At 70.9% G+C, this 22,175-nt stretch carries 18 protein-coding genes and 1 pseudogene; 7 read left to right on the plus strand and 12 right to left on the minus strand.

The annotated features are described in order from the left end of the window. Window positions 1-63 precede the first annotated feature (63 nt). From ABT288_RS43120 to ABT288_RS43135, 4 genes are all read right to left on the minus strand, one after another. Window positions 64-1,080, minus strand: coding sequence for an alpha/beta fold hydrolase (locus ABT288_RS43120; protein ID WP_351620451.1), 1,017 nt, complete (start codon window positions 1,078-1,080; stop codon window positions 64-66). 362 nt (window positions 1,081-1,442) lie between these two features. Then, window positions 1,443-2,357, minus strand: a complete 915-nt coding sequence (locus tag ABT288_RS43125; protein WP_351620454.1) for a VOC family protein — start codon at window positions 2,355-2,357, stop codon at window positions 1,443-1,445. A 32-nt stretch (window positions 2,358-2,389) separates the two neighbouring features. After that, window positions 2,390-3,253: a fumarylacetoacetate hydrolase family protein gene (locus ABT288_RS43130; protein WP_351620457.1), complete on the minus strand. Its 864-nt coding sequence runs from the start codon at window positions 3,251-3,253 to the stop codon at window positions 2,390-2,392. A gap of 46 nt (window positions 3,254-3,299) precedes the next feature. Continuing rightward, window positions 3,300-3,761, minus strand: coding sequence for a lipocalin-like domain-containing protein (locus ABT288_RS43135; protein WP_351620459.1), 462 nt, complete (start codon window positions 3,759-3,761; stop codon window positions 3,300-3,302). Window positions 3,762-4,465: 704 nt separating this feature from the next. On the opposite strand from ABT288_RS43135, the gene ABT288_RS43140 reads away from it, so the two are divergent. From ABT288_RS43140 to ABT288_RS43155, 4 genes are all read left to right on the plus strand, one after another. Continuing rightward, a complete protein-coding gene (locus ABT288_RS43140) occupies window positions 4,466-4,777 on the plus strand; it encodes a hypothetical protein (RefSeq protein ID WP_351620461.1) in 312 nt (103 codons plus the stop codon). Between the two features lie 729 nt (window positions 4,778-5,506). Further along, a complete protein-coding gene (locus tag ABT288_RS43145; protein ID WP_351620464.1) occupies window positions 5,507-5,668 on the plus strand; it encodes a hypothetical protein in 162 nt (53 codons plus the stop codon). A gap of 17 nt (window positions 5,669-5,685) precedes the next feature. Then, on the plus strand, window positions 5,686-6,783 hold the full coding sequence (locus ABT288_RS43150) for a PP2C family protein-serine/threonine phosphatase (RefSeq protein ID WP_351620466.1): 1,098 nt from the start codon (window positions 5,686-5,688) through the stop codon (window positions 6,781-6,783). Window positions 6,784-7,971: 1,188 nt separating this feature from the next. Beyond that, on the plus strand, window positions 7,972-8,709 hold the full coding sequence (locus ABT288_RS43155) for a polysaccharide deacetylase family protein (protein WP_351620469.1): 738 nt from the start codon (window positions 7,972-7,974) through the stop codon (window positions 8,707-8,709). A gap of 122 nt (window positions 8,710-8,831) precedes the next feature. Here the strand turns inward: ABT288_RS43155 and ABT288_RS43160 are convergent, their stop codons facing one another. Then, window positions 8,832-10,646, minus strand: a complete 1,815-nt coding sequence (locus tag ABT288_RS43160) for an ABC transporter ATP-binding protein (RefSeq protein WP_351620472.1) — start codon at window positions 10,644-10,646, stop codon at window positions 8,832-8,834. A gap of 119 nt (window positions 10,647-10,765) precedes the next feature. Next, on the minus strand, window positions 10,766-10,891 hold the full coding sequence (locus ABT288_RS43165) for a hypothetical protein (protein ID WP_351620475.1): 126 nt from the start codon (window positions 10,889-10,891) through the stop codon (window positions 10,766-10,768). A gap of 682 nt (window positions 10,892-11,573) precedes the next feature. Here ABT288_RS43165 and ABT288_RS43170 point away from each other — a divergent pair. After that, entirely contained in the window at window positions 11,574-11,708 is a 135-nt protein-coding gene (locus ABT288_RS43170) for a hypothetical protein (RefSeq protein ID WP_351620478.1), read from the plus strand. Window positions 11,709-12,110: 402 nt separating this feature from the next. On the opposite strand, the gene ABT288_RS43175 is transcribed toward ABT288_RS43170, so the two are convergent. The 3 genes from ABT288_RS43175 to ABT288_RS43185 form a co-directional block, all read right to left on the minus strand. Beyond that, the gene (locus ABT288_RS43175; protein ID WP_351620480.1) at window positions 12,111-12,725 is read right to left on the minus strand and encodes a class I SAM-dependent methyltransferase; all 615 of its coding nucleotides are present in this window, start codon (window positions 12,723-12,725) and stop codon (window positions 12,111-12,113) included. Window positions 12,726-12,888: 163 nt separating this feature from the next. Continuing rightward, entirely contained in the window at window positions 12,889-13,071 is a 183-nt protein-coding gene (locus ABT288_RS43180; RefSeq protein ID WP_351620483.1) for a hypothetical protein, read from the minus strand. A 44-nt stretch (window positions 13,072-13,115) separates the two neighbouring features. Continuing rightward, the gene (locus tag ABT288_RS43185; protein WP_351620486.1) at window positions 13,116-13,388 is read right to left on the minus strand and encodes an nSTAND1 domain-containing NTPase; all 273 of its coding nucleotides are present in this window, start codon (window positions 13,386-13,388) and stop codon (window positions 13,116-13,118) included. 834 nt (window positions 13,389-14,222) lie between these two features. Here ABT288_RS43185 and ABT288_RS43190 point away from each other — a divergent pair. Further along, window positions 14,223-14,882, plus strand: coding sequence for an MSMEG_1061 family FMN-dependent PPOX-type flavoprotein (locus ABT288_RS43190; protein ID WP_351620488.1), 660 nt, complete (start codon window positions 14,223-14,225; stop codon window positions 14,880-14,882). 771 nt (window positions 14,883-15,653) lie between these two features. Then, window positions 15,654-16,100: a hypothetical protein gene (locus ABT288_RS43195; RefSeq protein WP_351620490.1), complete on the plus strand. Its 447-nt coding sequence runs from the start codon at window positions 15,654-15,656 to the stop codon at window positions 16,098-16,100. A gap of 199 nt (window positions 16,101-16,299) precedes the next feature. Here ABT288_RS43195 and ABT288_RS43200 read toward each other — a convergent pair whose 3' ends face one another. The 3 genes and pseudogenes from ABT288_RS43200 to ABT288_RS43210 form a co-directional block, all read right to left on the minus strand. Then, window positions 16,300-18,399 carry a trypsin-like serine peptidase gene (locus ABT288_RS43200; RefSeq protein WP_351620492.1) on the minus strand — a complete coding sequence of 700 codons (2,100 nt, stop codon included), beginning with the start codon at window positions 18,397-18,399 and terminating at the stop codon, window positions 16,300-16,302. Between the two features lie 635 nt (window positions 18,400-19,034). Continuing rightward, on the minus strand, window positions 19,035-21,497 hold the full coding sequence (locus ABT288_RS43205; protein ID WP_351620495.1) for a CHAT domain-containing protein: 2,463 nt from the start codon (window positions 21,495-21,497) through the stop codon (window positions 19,035-19,037). A 16-nt stretch (window positions 21,498-21,513) separates the two neighbouring features. After that, window positions 21,514-22,175 (minus strand): annotated as a pseudogene (locus ABT288_RS43210) (hypothetical protein); the annotation flags it as partial.

The following is a 22,175-nucleotide window of genomic DNA, read 5'->3' on the forward strand; positions in this document are numbered from 1 at the left end:
CGGTGCCGCAGGGGCGAGGGGGCCGGGGCGCGGGGGCCGCCGCGGTGCGGTCGTCCGGGTGGGTCAGACGGACTGGCCCAGGAACGAGCGCAGTACCTCCACCATTTCCTCGTGGGCTTCGAAGGGCCAGAAGTGTCCGGAGTCGAAGAGGTGCAGGCCGCTGCCGGCGGGCAGCTTCGCGAGGACCTCGGGGTCGTCGTAGAACTCGCGGGGCTGGAGCGGGTCGTCGCTGCCCTGCAGGAGCAGGACCGGGCAGGTCCAGGAGCTGATGAGGCGGGTGCGGCGGTCGATCCACTCCTGGTCGAAGGAGGAGGAGTGGAAGTAGCGTGGCACGGCGGCCGCTGTGCCGGGGTGGCTGAACTCCTGGATGGTGCGTACCAGGTCGGCCTGGGCTACGGATCGCTCGGTGAGGCTGGTGTAGGCCGTGGTGACCAGGCGGCGGGCGTCGGTGAGGATCGTGCGGGCCTCGGGGCCGGTGAACATGGCCTCCTGCGGGTGGAGGTCGGGATGCAGGTGCCACAGGTGCTGCTGGCCGCGGCCGTAGCGGACGACCCGTTCGCCCATCCTGGCCACCAGGTGGTCGCCGACCGGGGTGCCGCGGTCGTGCGTGATCAGGCTGAAACGGTCGACGCCCAGCTGGTCGAGCAGAGCCTGGAGCTGGATGGCCACTCCTTCCTGCCGGTAGTCGCCGGTGCGCTTGTCGGACTGGCCGTAACCCCTGAGGTCGATGGCCAGGCATCGGTAGGTGCCGCCCAGGGCTTCCAGGGCGTGGTGCCACTGCCACCACGAGTCGGGGACGCCGTGCAGGAAGACCACGGTCTCGGCGTCGGCGGGGCCGCATTCGACCAGGTGCCAGCGCACCTGCTGACTGTCGCCGGGGGCGTCTACGAAGCGGTGCACGACGCTGATCCCGTCCAGCTGCTCGGTCTCACCGTCATGGTTCGTCTCGGCCGGCGGGATGTCGGGCAGTGCGGCCAGGACTTCCTCGACCGACGCCATCTTGTGTGTGCGGGCTGAGAGGGCTTCGCGGATCCGGGCAGGCGGCTCGGTGTAGGTGTGCGAGGGGGAATCGGTGCGCACGTGTTTCCTTCCACGGGTGATCGATGTGGGCTGTTTCTGGGGGAGTTGGTTCGTAGGGCGTCCAGGGACGCGTGCCGTGAAGCAGTTGGCGGACCAGGCTGAGAAGGGCCCGGCTCGGGAGGGGAACGCCGGCTGATCCCAGCCGGGTCCAGGTCCAGCGCCGCACCTTGCCGGTGGCGGAGGGCCGGCCGGCGCTGTGCCACTGCGAGCGCGGCCTCCCTGGCCTCGTGGGCTGTGTCGGCGTCGACGACGAGCAGCTGACTCCCCTTCCGGCGGGCTGTGCGGGTGGGAATGTGGATGCTCCATCGCGAGGTGATCACGAGGTTTCCTTCGGTGCGCCCAGGGCGGCTTGCCGCAGGCCCTCAGGTGTGGGCGCCGGTCATCAGGCCGGCGAGGTCTTCGGGCTCCAGGAAGGAAGGCGGCACCGGCGGGCCCCAGCGGTACAGGGCGCGGGCGTCTTCCCAGACCCTCGGTGTCCACAGCTGGTCGTCGACGATGCAGTCCATGTCGGCGAAGTACTCGGAGAAGTTGCCGGCCGGGTCCTTCAGGTACCAGAAGAAGTTCGACCCCAGGAAGTGGCGGCCCAGACCCCACACGTGTCGCTCCGGGTGCCCCTGGAGCATGCGGGTGGCGCCGCGGCCCACCTCGTCGATGTCGTCGACCTGCCAGGAGGAGTGGTGCAGGAACGGGATCGGGGCGCTCTGCACCAGCACGTTGTGGTGGTCGCTGGCGCAGCGCAGGAACGCGGCTCCAGGGACCAGTTCGCTGACCTTGAACCCGAGGCCCTCGGTGAAGAGCCGCTGCGAGGCGTCCTGGTCGGTCGAGCCGAGCACGACATGCCCCAGGCGCCTCGGCCGGACCGGGCCCTCGCGCAGCAGGCCCGCCGCCCGCCGGTCCGGGCGCTCCACCCGGCCGGGCCCGTTGGACGACTCGCGCGGCGCGGCCGGCTGAACCGCCCTCGGCTCGACCTCGACCACCGCTCGTACGCCGGTGCCCGGGTCGGTGGCGCACAACCTGGCGCCGTCGCGGGTGAAGGGCACCGCGAGCCGCTCCAGGCGGGCGGCGATGCGGCTCATGTCGTCCGGGTCGTCGGCACCGATGACGAGCTCGTGCAGGGCACGGCGCTCCGCGTGGACGATCCGCAACTGCTCACCGCCGTCGACGGTGCCGAAGCGGCCGTGTTCCAGCGGCTGGAGGCCGAATTCGCTGTAGTAGGCACAGGTCTCTGCCACCTGGGGAACGCCGATGGTGATGCGGGCGAGGCGGTGCAGGGCCATGGGGAACTCCAGAGGAAGTGCGGGACGAGAAGCTACTGGGGGGCCGGGCGGAGCGGTGACGCGGAAACCATCCGGTTGTGCAGAGCGCCGATGCCGTCGATCCAGCTGTGCAGTTCCTGGCCGGGCGCCAGGAAGCGGCGCGGCTCGCGGGCGCCGCCGACTCCGGCAGGCGTTCCGGTGAAGACGAGGTCGCCGGGGAGCAGGGGGCACACCGCGGACAGCCGGGCGATCAGCTCCGAAACCGGGAAGATCATCTGGCTGGTGCGGGAGTGCTGCATCGTCTCCCCGTCCACAGCACAACCGATGCCCACGTCGTCCGGGTCCTCCAGCTCGTCCGGAGTGACCAGCACGGGTCCCAGCGGGCCGAAGCCGGGAAAGGACTTGCCGAGCGAGAACTGCGGAGCCGGTCCGCGCAGCTGGACATGCCGCTCGGACAGATCCTGCCCCACTGTCAGCCCGGCCACGTGCGACCAGGCGTCCTCTGCCCGGACCTGCTCGGCACGGCGGCCGATCACCGCGACCAGCTCGACCTCCCAGTCCACCACCGGGCTCGGCAGCGCCACCGGGTCGTACGGGCCGGTGAGGGAGGTGACGAACTTGGTGAAGACCGCAGGCTCCTCGGGAGTCCGCAGGTTCGACTCGGCGACGTGATCGGCGTAGTTCAACCCGATGGCGAACACCTGACGAGGGCGCGGCACCGGCGCCCCGAAGGCGGCCTGGTCCACCGGCCGGCCCCCGGCCGGGGAGACATCAGCAGCCCAGTCGCGGAACTCGTCCCACCGCTCGAACACCGCCTGCGGATCGGCTGCGAAGCGGCCACCACTGGCCTCCTCCACATCGACCGCCCGGTCATCGAAGATCAGGGCCAGCCGGCCGTGCAGGTTCGCTGTGCGCATCGCTGTCTCCATCAAGAATGCTGGACAAGGGGAGGAAGTGGGGGAATCAGGTGCTGGCCTGCCGCCGGGGCGGCGGCGTTCCGGGCGCGGGCTTCGGGTCGGCGCGGTACCACTGCAGGCGGAGCCGCTGCCCCTTCGACGTCTCCGCGAGCAGGAGCAACCGGTCACCGTCGAGCGCGGCGCGCCGAGTCAAGGTGCGGCCGACCCACGGGGCGTAATGACTGGCCAGAACGTGGCGCCTGACCTGGTCTCCGCTGCGTTCCCAGCGGCCTGCGTACGCCACCGCAGCGCCGGAGAACACCGGAACATCCGTAGCGCGGGCCACCCCTGCAGCCGGCCGAACCTCGTCCCCACCGGCAAGCAGTGCACTCATCCAGCCGTCCGCCGCATACAGCAGCATCCCGTGCGGCCGCGCTCCCAACGGCGTCTGAGGTCCGGTGGCCTCACCGCCGAAGAGGTCATCCACGGTCACGCTGCTCAGGGCCCATGCCCCGACGAGGTCATCCACGGCATCCTCCCGTTGGTGGGTCTCTCGGCGTCCGGCCGGCTCCGGTGGTGGCCAGGCCCTCGCCAGGGGACCGGAGTCACGCTCAGTCAGGGCCACCGTTGGCCGTGGTGGCCCGCCGGTGGAAGGGAGTCAACCGCTCCGAGGAATGGCTGCGCATGACCCAGCGGTCCAAAAATCCTGCTGCGACTTGCACTCCGTGCGTGAGCCGGTCCAGCGGACGTGGGCGGCGGCCCACGCGCTTCGGCAATGAGCTGCTTCGCTGAGGTCGGGTACGGGCTGGTGGAGAACGGGGAGTCCGCAGCCTTGAGCCTCCGGCGCGACCGGGCCCATGGCCGCGTTTCGGGTTCGTCCCGGCGTCCCGCCAAGGCATCCCGGCCCCTGTCGAGGTTCCGGGTGCGGCCCTGATGGCTCTGCTGCTGAATCCGCAGCCGCCCGTGCCGCAGGGCGCGATCGCTTGCCCGCCCGGTTTCGGCGTCTGAACCGGCCGCCCGCGTACCTCCTGCGCCCGGGGGCCGTTGGGGGCCGCCGTCACTATGGCGCGGGCGTAGTGTCCTGGTATGGGTGATGCGCGCTGTGTCCGGTGCGGGGCGGCCCTGCCGGATTCCCCGGTCAGCGGCCGTCAATACTGCCGTGCTGCGTGCCGGCAGGCGGCCTGGCATGCCCGGCGTCGCTGGAGCCGGGCCGAGCCGGCCCGCCGCACCTTGGTGACCGCCGGTTCCGCGCTCCTGGCGCAGCTCGCGCATGAGGCGGCCGGTGCAGCGGCCCGTGACGGTGGGGTGCCGGACCGGGCCGCCCAGTGCACCGCTGCCGCCCGCGTCCCCCGTCCCACCGGCCATCTGGTGCGTCTGGCGGTGCTGGCAGACCGGCAGACCGGTGCCGGCTGGCCGGAGGCCGGTGCCGGCTGGCCGCAGACCGGCAGGGCGCCGAGCATCAGCGGGGAGGCCACCCGCGCCCGCTCCATCCGCCGGGGTACCGCCGAAGGCCCACCGGGACCGCGCGATGTCCCGGCGCGGTGACCGGCCCGACGCAAGAGCGTCGGGGCACGCTCTGGACGGTGCGCTGGTCGCAGCCGTGCGCCGTACCGGGGCTGCGGTCGGCGGCATCTACCTGCTCGATGCCCAGCAGCAGGTGCTGTGCCTGGTGGTGACCGGCGGCCTGCCCCCCGAGTACGCCGAGCCCTGGACGCGCGTCGCGCTGGCCACCCCGGACCCGGTGGCCGACGCCGGGCGCGAGGACCGCCTGGTGTGGGTCGATGGCCTGGAAGAGCTGGCCCGCTGCTATCCGCGCGCCGCCACCCCGCAGCCCTACCGGTTCTGCATGGCTGCCGCGCCCATCTCCGGCCCCGGCACGTGCTGCGGCGCCCTGCTGCTGTGGCCCGCCGGCCATTCCCCGCGCGCCGGCCACCGCGAACGCGCCCGCACCATGTACGCCGCCCACCGCATCAGCGGCCTGCTCAAGGCCGCCGGCGAGCAGCCCGTCATCCCCGAGCAGCCGCGCCTGGTGCATATCCACGACCTGGACACCCGCCGCCCGCAGGCCGCGGTCGGCTTCGCCGAACGCCTGCCCGGGGGCAGTCTCGCCCTCGACACCAAAGAGCGGATCACCTTCGTGACCTCAGGCGCCGCCCGCCTGCTGGACTGCGATCCCGATCAGTTGCTGGGCCGGCGCCCTGGCAGGCCCTGCCCTGGCTGGACGACCCGGCCTACGGGGACAAGTACCAGACGGCACTTCTCAGCCGCGAGCCCGTGTGCTTCCATGCCCTGCGCCCGGCCGGTACCTGGCTGGACTTCTACTTCTTCCCCGGTCCCGACGGAATCAGCGTCCGCGTGGTCCAGACCGCGCTCGCCAACCGGCCACCGGCCCTGGTGCCCGTCCGCCCCCTACGGCCAGCGGGCCGGTCGGGGTGAGCCGCCTGTATCAGCTGATGCACCTGTCCGCGGCCCTCACCGAGGCTGTGGGCGTCCGCGATGTCGTCGACCTGGTGTCCGCCCAGGTCCTGCCCGCCTTCGGCGCCCAGGGCCTGATGCTGTCCGCGGCCGAGGCCGGACGATTGAAGATCACCGGCCACCGGGGCTACCGGCCCGAAGTCATCGAACACCTCGACGGCCTGCCCCTGGACACCAGCATCACGCCCGCCGGGCAGGTTCTCGCCAGCGGCGTGCCCTCCTTCTTCGCCGACCCGGCCGAGATGGCCCGCAGCTACCCGCAGGCACCACGGCTCGGCGACAAACAGGCATGGGCGTTCCTCCCGCTGATCGTCTCGGGGCAGCCGGTCGGCTGCTGCATCCTCTCCTACGACCGGCCCCACACCTTCACCGCGGACGAGCGTGCCGTCCTGACCTCCCTGGCCGGACTGATCGCCCAGGCCCTGGACCGCGCCCGCCTCTACGACACCAAGCACCACCTCGCCCACTCACTGCAGCAGACGCTCCTGCCCCGGACCCTGCCCCTCATCGACGGCCTCGACGTGGCTGCCCGCTACCTCCCCGCCAGCCACGGCATGGACATCGGCGGTGACTTCTACGACGTCATCCGACTGAACCACCACAGCGCCGCGGCCGACATCGGCGACGTCCAGGGCCACAACACCGCCACAGCCGCCCTCATGGGGCAGGTCCGCACCGCCGTCCACGCCCACGCCACCGCCGGCGCCACCCCCGACCAGGTCCTGGCCCGTACGAACCGCGTTCTGACAGACCTGGAACCCGACCTCCTCGTCTCCTGCCTCTACACCCACATCGACCTCCCACGTCACCAGATCACCCTCGCCAGCGCCGGCCACCCACCACCACTCATGCGCCGCCCCGACCGCCACACCGCCGTACTCACCGTCGAACCCGGCCCACTCCTCGGCATCCACGCCGACGCCCTGTGCCCCCTCACCACCGCGTCCCTTCCCGCGAACACCCTCCTCGCCCTCTACACCGACGGCCTGGTCGAAGTCCCCGGGAAACCGACCGCACCACCGCCGGCCTCGCCGATCACCTCGCCCACACCGACGTATCCGACCTGGACCAGCTGATCGACGACCTGGTACACCACAGCCGGCCCCAGGGCGGGCACACCGACGACAACGCCCTGCTCCCGCTCCGCACCACCAGCACGCCCGGCGGAAACCAAGGCGTCCGCTGCGAAAGCCCTGCGGCGCGGCCGGAGGCTCGGGGGCCGGCATGACCAATGTGGTCCGCCGGCATACCGGCTGTCGCCAAGAGCAACCACGGCGGCTGGACGAAGGTCATCGACGAGGACTCCCCCGTTTCGCCCTGCGCCTTGATGGACCGCGGCGTGCGCCGGGGCCGGTGCCGCTTGCCTGCGTTCTTGCCGGTCTTGATGGTCCGCTTCTTCGCGGTCTCCGGCAACGGCTCGAACGCCAGGTGTTCCGCGGCATGACGAAGTGACTGGATTTCTGAAAATCCAGCGCGCACCAGGGCGACGACCCGGGCCACGGCGGGGTCTCACGGCGCATCAGGTCGCGCACCGCCTCCTCGAACCGGGTGTGGTGCAGGGCGTGAACTCGCGGCCGCCAAGGACTCCAAGGCCGCCGTTCGTTTCGTGGACGATGAAACGCTGGGAGATCTTGTCGCTGCGGATGCAGCCTTCTTGGAGGTTCTCGAATACCTGACCCGGCGGAACCCTCGACACCTCACCCCTCTTGCGTTTCTCAGATTTCTTCAGGAGGAACTCGGGGTCTCGTTCGTCGAATCGCGGAACATGTTGGAGTATTTCGACCCCCACATGCATCCGCTAGTCGATACGGCTCTCATCAACGAGCGCGGGCGTCGGCTCGCCAAGGACCGCCGGCGCCCGCTCATCCGGCGGGCCACCCCGTCCTCCTGGCCGGCGGCCTCATCGCTGAGGCGGGCCTTGGCGAGTTCACCGAGCTCCTGCAGGGCACGGCATTCATCGACATCCCCCAGATGACCGTCTCAGCCTGAGGCCGCCGCCCCGCTCCTTGTCGGTGGTGGTCAGCTTCCAGACCGACTTCCGCTGTCGGACTTCGCGGACGGCGGGAAAGCTAAGAACCGGTATGAGGCGGAGATCTACACCCAGCCCTCCTACCAGGAGATTTACAAAGAACTTAGCTTTTTCAGGCGTTTCTCACACTCATCCCGCGATGCCGGATCCGGCCGGACCGGCGACCCTGAAGACAGGGTCGCCGTATGTCATCGAGGTGGCTGCCATGCCTGCAAGGACAGGGTGGCGGTGCAGGGTGACGGCAGCAGCCGCATGCGCGCTCGCGGCCGTACTCGCCTCGCCACCGACCGCCGCCGCGCTCCCCCGCGCGCCCGCCGGATCCTCCGCGTCCGCCGTCGGAACATCGGCTCCCGTCCTCGACTGCCGGGTCACCAAGTGTGTCGCCCTGACCTTCGACGACGGTCCGACCCCCTACACGGTGCCCATTCTCGGGGCACTGGAGCGTCGGCATGCCGTCGCCACCTTCTTCCTCATCGGACCGCGCGCTCTGCAGTACCGGAACGTCGTCCTCAGGGAGCAGCGCGACGGTGACGCGATCGGCGACCACACGGTCACTCACCCACGCCTCACCCGCCTCCCGACCGCCCGGATCGACCATGAGCTGACGACCGCGGCGGCGCAGATCGCCTCGGTCACCGGGCATCGCCCGACCCTCTTCAGGCCGCCCTTCGGAGCCTGGAACGACAAGGTTCGGGCGGCGGCCGGTGCGGCGCACATGTCGGTGGTGATGTGGAGCGTCAGCGCCAAGGACTGGAAGAACCACAACCCGCGCCTGATCGAGCACCGGGTGCTGGCTCGCGTACGACAGGGCGCGATCGTCGTCCTGCACGACCGGTACGCGACCACCCCGCCGGCGGTGCCCACCATCGTCCGCACCCTCCAGTCCCGCGGCTATGTCCTGGTCACGGTGCCCCAACTGTTCGCCACGTCCGGAGCCCTGCACCCCGGGGTGGTGTACCACCACGGTCCATAGCAGAGGGTGCGAGCATCCCCTCACGGGGGCCGGAGACCGGATTCTTCGACGTACTCGCTCGCGAGGACCGGGCCACCGGCGCGACACCGCCGTCGACGAGGTGGACCCGGTTACGTCGGCTCTCAAGCCGCCTCGTCCTCCAACTGCACGCCTGTTGTTGATGACCGGGCCGGGGTCGTGATGGCTGCGATGCCGTCGGTGAGGTGGAGCACGAGGTCGGCCTGAGCCGTCAGGCGCAGGTCGTGGGTGATGAGAAAGGTCGTGCGACCGGCGGTGAGGCGGCGCAGCGGTGCCATGATGCGCGCGGTGGAGGCATCGTCGAGTCCGGCGGTGGGCTCGTCGAGGATCAGCACGGGGGCGGTGCGGAGCATGGCGCGGGCGAGTGCGATCCTGCGGCGCTGGCCGCCGGAGAGGTTGTTGCCCCGTTTGCCGACCGGGGTGTCGTAACCCTCGGGCAGCGCACTGACGAAGTCATGGGCATCCGCGGCGACGGCGGCCGCGAGCACGTCGGCCTCGGTGGCGTCGGGGCGGCCGTAGGAGATGTTGTCGCGGACCGTGCCGTCGAAGAGCATGCTGTCCTGCGGAAGCAGGGTGATGTGGCGGCGCACCTCGTCGAGGGGGAGTTCGGCGATGTCCCGGCCGTCGAGAAGGATGCGGCCCCGGGACGGTTCGTGGAATCGCAGCAACAGCTTGCCGAGGGTGGACTTGCCGGTGCCGCTGGGTCCGGTGACCGCGACGAGCAGGCCGGGTGCGATGTCCAGGTGCACGCGTTCCAGGACGGGGTGTCCGCCGCCGGCATACGAGAAGCCGACGTCCTGGAAGGTGACAGCCCCGCGGACCGGTTCGGCGAGCGGCGGGACGTCCTCGCGGGGGGCGGCCTCGGGGAGGGGTCCGGTGCGCAGGACCTCGATGAGCCGTTCGCAGGCGGCGGTGGCGGAGGAGGCGCTGACGACGAGCTCGCCGAGTTCCTGGAGTTTCGGGTGGAGATAGCCGAGGAAGGCGGCGAAGGAGAGCAGTCCGCCGACGCTGAGGTGGTGTTCGGAGATCTGCCAGGCGCCGGCGCCGATCACCGCCAGCACGCTGAGCGTCTCGACCAGTTCACCCATCGGCCCGTACACCGACGACAGCCGGATCTGCCGCAGGCCGGCGCGCATCCAGTTGCGCCCCTCGCGGTGCACCTTGCTGTGCTCGGCCTGCTGCCGGCCGTAAGCCTGCACCAGGGGCATGTTGGCCAGGCTCTCCTCCAGCAGGGAGGCCAGCCGGCCGTTGCTGTCGCGTTCGGCGCGGGTCGCGGAGCGCATCAGGGTGCCGAACGCCCGGGCGCCGAACCAGATCAACGGGGCGACGGCCAGGGTGATCAGGGCCAGCTGCCAGCTGGTCCAGAAGGCCGCTACAGCGAACACCACCGCTCCGACGGCGGAAGTGATCAGTTCGACAGGCGCGGAGGCGACCAGTGACTCGACGGACTCGATGTCTCCGGTCAGCCGGGAGACCAGGTCGCCGGTGCCGAAGCGGTCCAGGGCGTCCGGCGGCACCCGCTGCAGGTGCTGGAACACCCGGTCACGCAGGCCGAGCAGGAAGTGCTCGCTGGTCCATCCGGCGAGATAGCCACCCGCCGCGGAGGCGACCGCGCCGGCCACTGCGAGCCCCAGCCAGAGGGCGGCGGGCCCCCAGAAAGCGGTGAGGTCGCCGGGGGTGAGGACGTCATCGGTGAGGACGCCGACGATGCCGATCGCGCCCGCGTCGCACCCGGCGGAGACCAGCAGCAGCACGGCGGACGCCAGTATGGCCGCGCGGTTGACGCTGACCAGCGGCCAGAAAGTCCGGAACGCGGCCAGGGGAGAGATACGGGCGTGCCGGATCCGGGACGAGGCGCCGGCCGCGGGTCCCGCCCCGGATCCGGCCACGGGCATGGTGGCGGGTGCTGCAGTGTGCATGACCGATGCTTCCTGGGCACTACCCGATGCGAAGGCGTACCGGGATCCGTCGCGCGCCTGTGCCGCACGAACGGATCCCGGCACGGCCTGCCTGTGTGATCGTGTTCCGCGACGCCGTGCTACTTGGCAGCGGCCTTCTTGTGCTTGCGGTGGTGGTGCTTCTTCTTGTGGTGCTTGGCCTCGCCGGCGGCGCCGCACTCCTTCTTCTTGGCCTTCTTGGCCAGCATGATCTTGGCGAAGGACATGGTGATATCCCTTCCTGACAGATCGTCAAGCGGCTCTGGTCGCCGCTGACTTCGCGTTGCACCTGTGAGTACGGAGGCGGCTGGTGCCTCACTCAAGAAGAAAGGTGAGCGTTGGTCTATGTTCCCTTACCAGATCCACGTCCGGGAACTCGGCGAAGTACTCGCCAGATCCCCCCGGGGCCGTCGCTCAGGAGGGCAGCTCGACCCGTGTCGATCAACCACCAAGTACTTCGTCCAGCTGATGGCGAAGTATCGGGGAGGGAGGTGGGGCGCCGTCTGGCGAGCCTCTTCACCGTCTCGATCCTCTCCTCATCCAGGCACAGAACCCACAGGCTGCCGAGCTGGCGCGGTGCACACCCTGTCCACCAATCCCTGGGCCGGGGGCGAACCGGAGGGGGCGGCGGAACGGCGGGCATGAGGCCGCTGAACGGCATCGCGGTGCACTGAACGAGGCCGCTGCTCGACGGCATAGGCGCAGGGTTGCGAGATCCTCCCCTTTCCGTCTCGAGCGGGACTGCCGCCGCCTGCCGCGACACCATGACGATGGGCGCAACTGTTTGAGTACGCCGACGGGTTGGAGCGGGTCCCGCAGGGGTCCCGCCGTCGCGAGGGAGTCAGCAGTCCTGTGCGCTGAGTGACTGGATGGAGACGTGGGAGAGGCAGAGAGGCTCTGCGAACAGCGATGGAGCGCCGCACCTTCCTGACGATCTCCGGCGCCGCCCTGTCCGCCCTGGCCGCGGACTGGGCAGACCGCTCTGCAGAAGCGCTCGCCCAAGCCCACGAAGGGAAACCGACCGGCGATGACCTCGTCGCCTGAACCGGCACTCCCCGCCACTGAGGCATGCCGATCCGGGTGGCCATGGCCGGATTCGGCGGCAGCCTGCAGATGGTCGTGCTGGCCAACGGCCAGGTCGCGCCTCGCCTCCGACGCTGGCCGCGGCACGCTCTTCCACACCGTGCGCTACGCCAACGGCGCGTGAACCCGGGCAACACTGATACAGCACTGCACGAACATGTCCACCTGGCGGCCCGCCAGAATGGCTGGATCATCCGGCTGAGCCACGGCCGGGGCATGAGCGCCCCCCGCACGGTACCGGGGAAGTGCCGGCACCGCTGCACCGCATCCCCCGGCAGGCCTCGGAGGCAGCGGAGGCAACGGCGCCGGGGCGCGACGGTGAAGCCGGCTTTTGCGGACGGGGACGATCCTGTCGATGCCAGATCAGCGGACGGGTTTCTCCCAGGTCAGCGAGTACCGGCGCAGCACATGCCGGCGGTAGCGCACGCCGGGTAGCAGCCGCCGGGCAGCAGCCCGCACCTGCCCATAGCTCATCTGCGGGTCGGCGACTGGCATGCCCTGCGGGCCACGCGCGCGACGCAGCGTTTTCGTGATCCGCACGATCGGGGCAGCCGCGATCAACGCGGCCCACTCCGTCACGCTCGCCTCGCGGGCCAGACCGACCACCACCAGCGTGCCGCCAGGCCGCAGCAGCTCGCGCATGCGGACCAGGGCCGCCTCGAAGTCCATGTGATGGATCGTGGTCACCGAGCAGACGAAGTCGTACTGAGCACCGGGAAGTTCCGCGGTGAGGAAGTCTCCCTCGACGAAGGTGAGTTGCGGTTGACCAGCGGCGGACTGGCGTGCGCAGGCGATCATGTCCGGCGACTTGTCGATCCCGGTGACGTGTTTCGCCCGCCCGGCAAGCTTCCGTGCCAGCAGCCCGTCCCCGCAGCCGACGTCCAGGGCCTCGCCGCACCCCTCGGGAACAGCCCGGAGGATGCCCGGGTGCCGGGCGACGTTGGTGTTCCAGTACGGATCTGCGGCGGGCTGGCGCATCGGGTCATCGTAGAGGCCGGTCATGGCCTGCCGAGTGCACACCTACGGATTCGCCGTCCCCATGGGGAGTCGTGATCGCAGGGATGGGGAACTACTTGAAGTTGATCACGTTAGATCGAAGATCGTAGCGAATTGCGCCCGCTGCAGCCCCAACCGCCTCACGTCAACGACCAAGGCGGTCCTCACCCTGGAGAGTCACCGCTGAAGAGGCTCGATGACCAGTATTGAGGCGAGGATGGTTCATGACGGGGCCGAGGAAGTCCGTGCGCAGGACAGCCGGCACGGAAACCGTCTGCGGCGACGTCGGGCCGAGCACCTCGGCCAGTGCGTCGATGTCGCCGGGCACGAAGACCTACTCGTCGAGCAGTTCTTCGAACTGGTCGATGGCGATCAGCAGCTGCCTGGCGTGCTGCACGTGCAAGATGCGTGCGGCGACCTGTCGGATCCCATGGCGGGCGACTTCGTCTGCCACCACGGAGCTGTCTGCGAACTTCTCCGCAGCGAGGACTTTCCGCAGCCGGATGGACCCACCAGCGTGGTCCGCTGCTCTTCCGCCACGACCTGTGCGAGCCGGTAGTTGTCGGCGTCCCGGGCGAAGAACGCCGCGGCCTGCGCCTCCTCGAACGGTTCGAGGCTGCGAAACGGCGAGGGAGGCCGTGCCACATCGGCCAGCGGGGCCAGACCGCGATCAGCTGAGCGACGGGAATCATGAAGCCGGCGGCCGGCTCACCGAGATCCGCCCTGGCCATCATCCCGATCGCCCCGCCAAGGTCCTGGTCCCATACGGGGCTGCCGCTGAAGCCACGGGAGACGCGATCCGCGCAGGACACCCTCGTGCCAGACTCCCTGCCTACGGCCTTCGGGAAAACCGACGATCCGGGTGGCGTGTCCGCGCATCGCCTCCGGCTCGCTGTCGAGGAGCCGTGCCGGACCGGTACCGGCCACGACGCTGCCCAGCCGCAACACCGCGACATCCAAGCCGCCTTCGGCCCGCGAGGGGCCCCACAGCACTACGCGTGCCGTAATCGCCGGTGCCGGGCTGCGCGGCTCGGACAGCAGCGGCAGGTCCACGTACAGGCGCGCACTCTCCCGTGGCCCACTCCCTGCGTCAAGCCGAGCGCCGCGACAACGACATGCGCGCAGGTGATCACGTGGCGGTCGTCGACCAGGAAACCCAGGCCCAGAGGACCAGCCGCGACGTCCGAATCCGGCGGAGACGCGAAGATCCGCAGGATGGCTGTGCCCGGGAAGAACGTACCGTCGGCCTCGCCCGACGCCCTCACGTGCACCAATTCGGTGCTGGGTTTGTGCCGGGTGGACCGCTTGTCGGTTCGGTCGGAGACCCAAAGCGGCGATGGGAGGTGAATCGCAGGTCTCGCGGCGGCCGGTGTACCGCTGGAGCGGGCGCCACTGCCGGACTTCGGCGTTGGCGTGTCTCTATGTCCCCACACTCACCGACCAAGATCAATCGCAGGTCGGCCCCTTAGGGTCGGAGTCATGACAACACCCCTTGCCGGCAGTGCCTTCGACTCGCTCCGCCTCGACGCCGTGTCCGACCAGCAGGCGTTGCGCCGGGTCTACGAACTCCCCAACGACGCGGCCGTACGCAAGCAGATGACCGAACTCACCGAACAGACCCGGCGGTTGATCGGATGCTCATCGCTGGTTCTGGTCGCCAGCGCGGACGCCGAGGGCAACTGTGACGTCTCCCCGCGCGGCGGCCCCGCCGGGTTCGTCGCCGTCCTGGACGCACGGACGGTGGCGATACCGGACGCGACCGGCAACAAGCGCCTCGACACCCTGCAGAACGTCGTCGCCACCGGACGGGCCGGGCTGCTGTTCGTCATCCCAGGGCGCACCACGACGCTCAGGGTGAACGGCCGGGCCTGCGTCTCCACCCGCCCGGAGCTGCTGTCGCAGCTGACCGCGGTGGGCAAACCGCCGGCCAGCGCGCTGGTGCTGGGGATCGAGGAGGTCTACCCGCACTGCCCCAAGTCGCTGCTGCGCAGCGGGGCCTGGAAGCCGGAGCAGTGGCTGCCGACGGACGCCCAGCCGTCCTCGGCAGAGGTGACGCTGGCTCAGCTGCGGATGCCTGAGCTGACGATCGCTGACATCGAGCAGGCGGAGGCGGATTCACTGAAGTACCGGTACGAGTGACGGGCCGACCAGCGATTCCCGAGCTGCCAGCCCGCCGGAACCACCAAGACCAACACGCTCCGAAATCAAGAGCGGGACATCCCGTTTGTGGGGGCGTGATCCAAAATGCCGCCCAGATCGGCGAAGCAGTCCTGGGCGGGCGAGCTGCCTGCCCAGATCACGCACCTGACACAGCACCGGGGGCGGACTGGTGGCGCCCAGACGCCGCGCGTTCACAGGGACCGGCTGTCGGCTGTGCACGGTTCAGCGCCGGCGGCCGAACGGCCACCAGCGTTGGGGCGTGCGGCGGGGGCGGGGCAGCCGGTCGTTGTGGTGCTGGGGGGCGCGGCAGCACAGGCGGGCGTGCCGGGGGCGCGGCCTCACCGGGGACCGCACCCGGAATCGACCGGATGCGGTCGGGGACGCCGATGCCGGCGGGGCGGGGAGGCCGCGGTCGACTGCACCGCCGCCGGGCAACAGGGTCTCCCCCAGCGGGCCCAGCAGCTTTCCGCCCTCGGTATGCCAGTCCCGGCGTCACCCGCCATCACCGCCATCACCCATTGTGATGATATTCATCCGATTCAGTGACAAATTGCAAGGAAAGGGCAAAGGGGATTGGCTGGAGACCCCTGCCCAGCCTGCGGCTTTGCCGAAATCGATAGACGTTTCAACGGCTCGCGCGCCCGCTTCGACATGCCGCTCAGCCGCCCTCGGGCCAGCCTGGATGCGCGAGCCGCCCCGAGTGGCCGACTCGCCACCAGGGGGGACTCCGAGGAAACAGGAGACCCATCAATGAGCTCCACCCAAAGCCGAAGCGCCCGTGCGCTCGCCGCCGGTGCCCTGTCCGCCGCCATGCTGTCGACCGGTACGGCCGGAGCCGTCGCCGCGACGGGGACGCCGCCCCCCAAGCCCTCCATCACCGGCATGCCGAGCGTGAAGCCGTCGCGGACGCCGACCGCCATGGGCTCGATCACCGTCTCGGCCAACCACAAGGCCGTCAAGGTGGGCAACACCGTGGTGTTCACCGGCCGGGTCAGGGGCATCAAAGCCGGTTCGACGCTGGTGCTCCAGCACCAGCACCACGGCAAGTGGACCACGCTGAAGACCACGGCGGCCGTCAACAAGAACGGCACCTACACGATCAAGCGGACGTTCACCAAGAAGGGTACCGAGCAGGTGCGGGTGGCGACCAAGTCCGGCACGTTCCACTCCTCGCCGGTCACCGTTCAGGTCAGCTGACGGTGAGCTGATGCGGGTCCAACGCTGGGTCGTAGCGGCGTTCGGACGGGCGGCGGGGCCAGGAAGAAACATCTTCGCCGACCCCGCTCCCATCAGCCGAAACCGAGCGTGCCCCGCCGCGGTCCGCGAAGGAGCCGGTAACACCTTTCGTGACGCACCGCCAGGAGTCCCCTGGTCCATGGCCCAGGGGACTTCGTGGTCAGCGCCGGTAGTACGGCAGCGACGAGCCGGACGCGGTCGCGAGTACGGCTTCCGTGCCGAGGCTGTTGCCGCTGTCCTGGTACATGGACAGCTGGCCGTCGGACCAGCGCACGAGGTAGTCGTTGAGCCGGCTGTCGGTGCTGGTGAAGTTGCCCGCCGTGGTGAGCGTGGCGTGGGTCCACAGCGTGCTCGCGGCCCGCAGTCGCACCTCTCCGTGGAAGCCGTACTGGTTGATGTCCGGGTACAGGGTCAGTTCGCCGTCGGACCAGCGGACCACGAGGTCCGACTCGTTGGTTCCGGCGAGGTCGGCGGAGGTGAGGGATGTGGCGTGCGTCCAGGTGGAGTTGGGAGGGTTGAGCCGGACCTCGCTGTGGATGCCGGTGGAGTTGAGGTTCTTGTAGAGAGTGGTCTCGCCGTCGGACCAGCGCACGATCAGGTCGTCGGGCCAGTGGTCGTCGGTGGTGTAGCGGCCCGCGGTCATGGTGACCTCGTGCTGCCACAGCGTGCCCGGCTTGGCGAGTGTGATCTGGCTGTGCAGGCCGCGCGCGTCGACGTCGGGGAAGAGGGTGAGGCTGCCGTCGCTCCAGCGCACCAGCAGGTCGTAGGTGTTGGCGCCCGTGAAGTCGCCGGCCGTGATGGACACGGCCTTCGTCCAGGTGGTGTTGGCCGCGACGAGCCGTATTTCCTTGTCGAACCGTCCGTTGCCACCACCCCGGTACAGCGTCAGCTCGCCGTCCGACCAACGCACGATCATGTCGCTCTTGTCCGGATCGGGCGAAGGCGAGGGCGTGAAGGAGCCGGAGGTGACGAGGGTGGCATGGGTGAGTGTGGAGGCGCCGGGCAGCACATTGGGACGTGCGGGGGTGGTGCCGGCGACCGCCGCCTGGTACAGGTTCTGCACGTCGGAGCCGTAGGAGGAGCTGTAGGAGACGTCGTCGGTCGGTCCGCCGGTGTCCCAGCCGCCGATGCTGCCGACCACGTCGCCGGTGCCGGTGGTCGGGTCGAAGTTCTCCAGGAACGGGCTGCCGCTGGTGCCGGATGCGAAGCCGTTGCAGGCGATCCGGAGGTACGAGCCGGGGGTGCCGTCGGTCGGGGTGTACTGCGTGGTGTTGTTGTCGCAGGTCAGGGGCTGCGAGGCGGTGCCAGGGTAGCCGACCAGCCGAATGCTGGGGAAGACGTAGCCGCGGCCGGTGGCCAGGTTGTTGCCGCCCACCACGTCCTGCACCTGCTTGCCGTCGCTGCGCGCGCCGACCTGGGCGAACGCCACGTCCCACGGGGCGCCCTGGACGTGTCCGCGGTCGTAGTAGCGAGGATCGATCCAGACCCGGCTGCGGCCCTCGGAGTCGGTGGCGACGGGGAAGATGCCGTACGGCTGGGGATTGGCCGCGGTCCACTGGGGGACGAACGCGAGCGAGCCGCCGCCGGCCCGCCCGTCCATGCAGTGCCCGGCGGTGAGCACGATGTTGTGGTGCGGGCTGTTGATGACACTCGCGGTGCAGAAGTAGGAGCCGCTGCCGGTCTGCATGTACATCCGGCCGACCATCGGCAGCCCGCCGAAGTACGAGCTGGCGGGACCTGTCGCGCCCGCACTCGTGGGGGACGGGCTGGGCGAGGCGGTGGGGGTCGCTGAGCCCGACGCGCTGGGGGAAGTGCTCGGGGAGGCGGACGGGGTGCCCGTCGGCGCGGCGGTCGGGGTGTCCGTAGCGGTGGCGGAGGGATCCGGGGTCGAGGTGCCGGTGGGTGTGTCCGTCGAGCCGGCGGTGTCGGTCGGCGTGACGTCCATCGGGACCTCGCGCAGGTCCTGGGCGTTCGGGCCACCGGACACCGGCGGCTTGACGAGCCCCTGGAGCGTGGGGTGGGCGGCCTTGCCCGCGGTCCGCGGTTTGGCGTCCGGAAGCGGCTTTGCTTCTGCCATGCGCTGCGCGGTCCAGAACTGCTTGGCCGCAAAGGCTGTCCAGTGCGGCGCGGCGGCTGGGGGACGCGGGGCGGTGTCCGGTATCGCGGACGTGTACGCCGGAGGGGCGTTCGTGGCGCCTGCCGTATCGACCGAGACGACGAGAGTTCCGGCCAGCGCGGTGATCGCGCCGACGGCGGCCACGAGAAGGGCACCGCGCCGACTCGCGCGATGCCCGGCAGTTCTACTCACTTTTGGGCTGAATTCCCCCCACTTGGCGTGGCTCTCCGCCACGCAGGCGATAGGACTAGCAGAGGGTACGACACTGTTGCTCGGTGATCGAACCAAAGGGCGAATGTGACTGGGTGATGAACCGGCGGCCGGTGCCGGCTCCCGGACCCACAGCGGAATCGGGGGGTGAGGCACCGCGCGCGAAGGACTGCTGCTGGAGGCCGAGGAGTGTCACGATCGCCGGTGGATTCCAGGCCTTGCGCTCTTCTCGGAGGCCGTGGGCGCGCCGTGCGCATGCATGGTCCGCCCCCGGCAACACGGGCCGTTCCGCGTGCCGTTCGCAGCGGGAGCGGAGAGCCAGGACGAGAACTGGGCCCGCCGCTACAGGGGAATGCGCCGGGCCCAGCGAGCCACCACGACGCCACACCAGCAGGTGGACGTGAGACATCTCGCTCAGCAGCCCGAGAGCCTCGCCTGTCACGCCCTGCCGCCCGTCACCCCATCGGTCGCCACTCTGAAGAAGCTCATTGTGATCGTTTCCCGCAGCAGCGCACCTATCTGCCAGTCCACCGCGGGCCTCAGGACATCCGGCCCGGTTGAACCACGGTTCAGCTTGACTGCGCAGGAACCGAGCGAGCCGGACCCGGGGAGCCGACGAGGGTGAACGCCGCCCATATCTCGGGGAGTTCCCAGTCCCTGCGGGCCTGGAGGACGGCGCGCCGCAGGGCCTCGGCGGGGTCGCCGCCGGCGCGGAGCTCGGTGTGGAAGCGGACCATCACCTCGTGGGTCGGCCCCTCGGGCACCTCCCACAGGGTGCCGACGACGGTGGGCACGCCGGCGGCGAGGAACGCACGGACCGGCCCGAGCACACCGTCCATGGTGATCAGGCCCTGCCCGGTGGCACAGCAGGCGAGAACGGCCAGCCGGGCCCGGGTCGGAGTGGCCGTGATGAGCGGCGTGGTGAGCTGCCCCTGCTCTTCGGGCGAGGCGGCGGCGCCGGTGTCGTGGACGGGGGTAAGGGCGAGGGCGCCGGGGGGCTGGTCGAGGCGGAGGCGGGTGTCGACCAGGCCGTGGCAGGAGAAGTGGAGCAGGTCGGCGGTGCCGAGGCGGGCGAGGACGGCGGGGACGGTGACCCGGCCGGTCATCGGCTTCGCCCCGTGGAGGGCGGCGACCGCTTCGGCGGTGTGGCGGGCGACGACGGGCAGCGGCTGCGGGGATCCGTCGAGGGGCGCGGGTGCCACGCCGTCCTCGACACCGCCGACCACCAGCACGTCCTCCGGAGCGCCGCCCGGCGGGCCCGCGGCCCAGGCGTCCTCGACGGTGAGCATCTCCAGGGCGTGCAGCGACGGTACGAGGGTCACGGAGCACCGTTCGATCAGTGGTTCCCCGCCGGGCAGCGGCAGTGCCCCGAAGGGCACCGACCACAGGGACCGCTGCGGTACGACCACCAGCCGGGCGCCGGATCCGCGTGGCAGCAGGTCGGCCACCGGTTCCAGCAGGACGCGGGCCCATTCGGCCCGAACCCGCTCGTCGCCCGCCTGCCGCTCCAGCAGCCGTACGGCCTCGGCGGCGTCGCGCGGCTCGGGCCCCCCGGACACGGAGGGATCGAAGTCCGGGGCCGTGTGGTGGCGGATCCGGCCGTCCGGGAGCACCGCCCACAGGTGGAGGGCGCCCGGCACGACGGCGGGGAAGCCGGCGTCGGCCAGGTCGAAATGGGTGGCGTAGAGGAGCACCGTGGCGCCGGTCCGGGCCGCGAGGCGCCGGATACGGTCCGGGCCGGGCGGGTCTCCGGGGACGGACTCCCGGCCCGGGCGGGCTGTCCGGACGCGAGCGCTCAGCGGGCCTGAACGGCCCTGTTCTGCCGCGGCCAGGGCGCCGGCCGGATCGCCTTCGGCCAGGGCGATTTCCTGCTTGATCTGGTAGACGGCGACGGAATGCTGTTCGAAGAGGCCGACCGCGCCCGACTCGTCGGCGCCCGCGCGCCGTAGCGCCTCCCAGAGCGGCTCGGCCTGTTCCGTGTGGCGGCGCGCGGCGGCGGGATCACCGGCGCGGAGGTGGGCGTGGGCCAGATTGAGGTGACCGGTGGCCAGTCCGCGCTGGTCGGAGACTTGCTCCTTGAGGCGGAGTCCGGCTTCGAGGTCGGCAACGGCTTCGGCGGGCCGGCCCTGCTGGAGGCGGATCACGGCACGGTGGTTGAGGGCCATGGCCCTCGGCCTGAACTGGTCCTCGGGGAGCCGGGCCAGCAACTCGTCGACGATGGAGGCCGATTCGTCGAGGCGTCCGGCCCGGCGGGTCGTCTCCATGCGCACCTGCAGGGCCTGGGAGCGCAGCAGCGGGACGTCGCCCGCCGCGTCCAAGGCGCGGCGCATCGCCTCCTCCGCCTCGTCGTGGTGCCCGGCGGCGGAGAGCGCAAGCGCCCGGTTGCCCTGTACCTCGGCCACCACGGCGCTGTCCTCCCCGGGGTCCAGGCAGTCGACCGCGGTCTCCGCCCACTCCAGGGCCCGCTCGGGGTGGCCGACGCCGCTGACCGCCAGGACGAGCTGGCTCGCCGACAACGCCATCCTGGTCCGGCTGCCCAGTTCCTCCCCGAGCAGGTACGCCTGCCGCTGTACGGTCTCCGCATCGCCGAACCACCCCGCGTACGCGAGGACGCTGCCCAGGTCGCTCAGGCACGACCAGCGCAGTTCGCGTGCCTCCCGGTCGGCGGTACCGGCCAGGGCACGCTCCGCCTGCCGCAGCACCTCGGCCGACTCGGGGTACCGGCCGATCTGGCTGAGCACCTCGCCGTACTTGCCCAGCCAGGTACCGCGGTCCATGGGATCGTCGCTGCCGTCCGCGAAATCGCGCAGCGCCTGGGCGTGGCGCAGCGCCTCGTCGAGCCGGCCGGCGAACATGCAGGCGGTGACCAGGGGTTCGAGCACGACGGGGACATGGTGCGTCATGCCCTCGGCGGTGAAGAGGCCGAGGGAGTCGGTGAGGGCGGCCCGGGCCTCCTCCCAGCGGCCGGCCCGCCCGGCCGCCACTCCCTCCTCGTACTTCCTGCGGGCCCTCAGACAGCGGACGGCGCCCATACCGGCCTCCAGCCGATCAGTCGTTCCGGTGGTTCGGGATCCGGGGGTGCCTGGTTCCGGGTCCGGGCGACCCCTCCGACCGGCGCACGCGCCGGCCGGCGAGCAGTCCGACGGCCACCGCGGCGACCGCTCCCGTCGCGGCGGCGCCAGTGGACCAGGCGGCCCGCTGCCCGGTGCCGTACGCCCACTCGGCGGCCAGGGTCGCCAGGAGCCATCCGACCGCGGCGCCGACCGTCGCCGGAAGGGTGTGGGTCAGCGCCCGGAACGGGCCCTGCCGCACGGTGCTGCGCGACCAGCCGGCCGCGGCCACCGGCAGGAGCAGCGCGAGGGCCGCGAGCACGGCGATCACCGGGGCCTGGAGCGGCCCGGGTATCGGCACCCGGTAGCCGAACGCCTGCACCACGGTCAGGCTCATCAGCAGCGCTCCCAGCAGGGAACTCTGCAGAAGCGCCAACTGGGCCCGATGGTCGGCGAGATGGGACTCCACGAGCGCGGCGGCCTCCCGGGCCACCTCCGCCGAGGAGTCGAGAGTCGCGGCCAGGTACTCGGCGTCGTCGTCGAGCTGCCGCTCCAGGCCCAGCCCCAGCCGTTCGTCGTTGCCGAACGGGTTGTCCAGGTCCCCGATGTCCTCGGCACCGGCGGGGCGGCTCGCGCCGCCCGTGTCCCGGGCGTCGCCGG

This window comes from Streptomyces sp. NPDC001093 (assembly GCF_040298985.1).
In the GTDB taxonomy this organism is placed as follows: domain Bacteria; phylum Actinomycetota; class Actinomycetes; order Streptomycetales; family Streptomycetaceae; genus Streptomyces.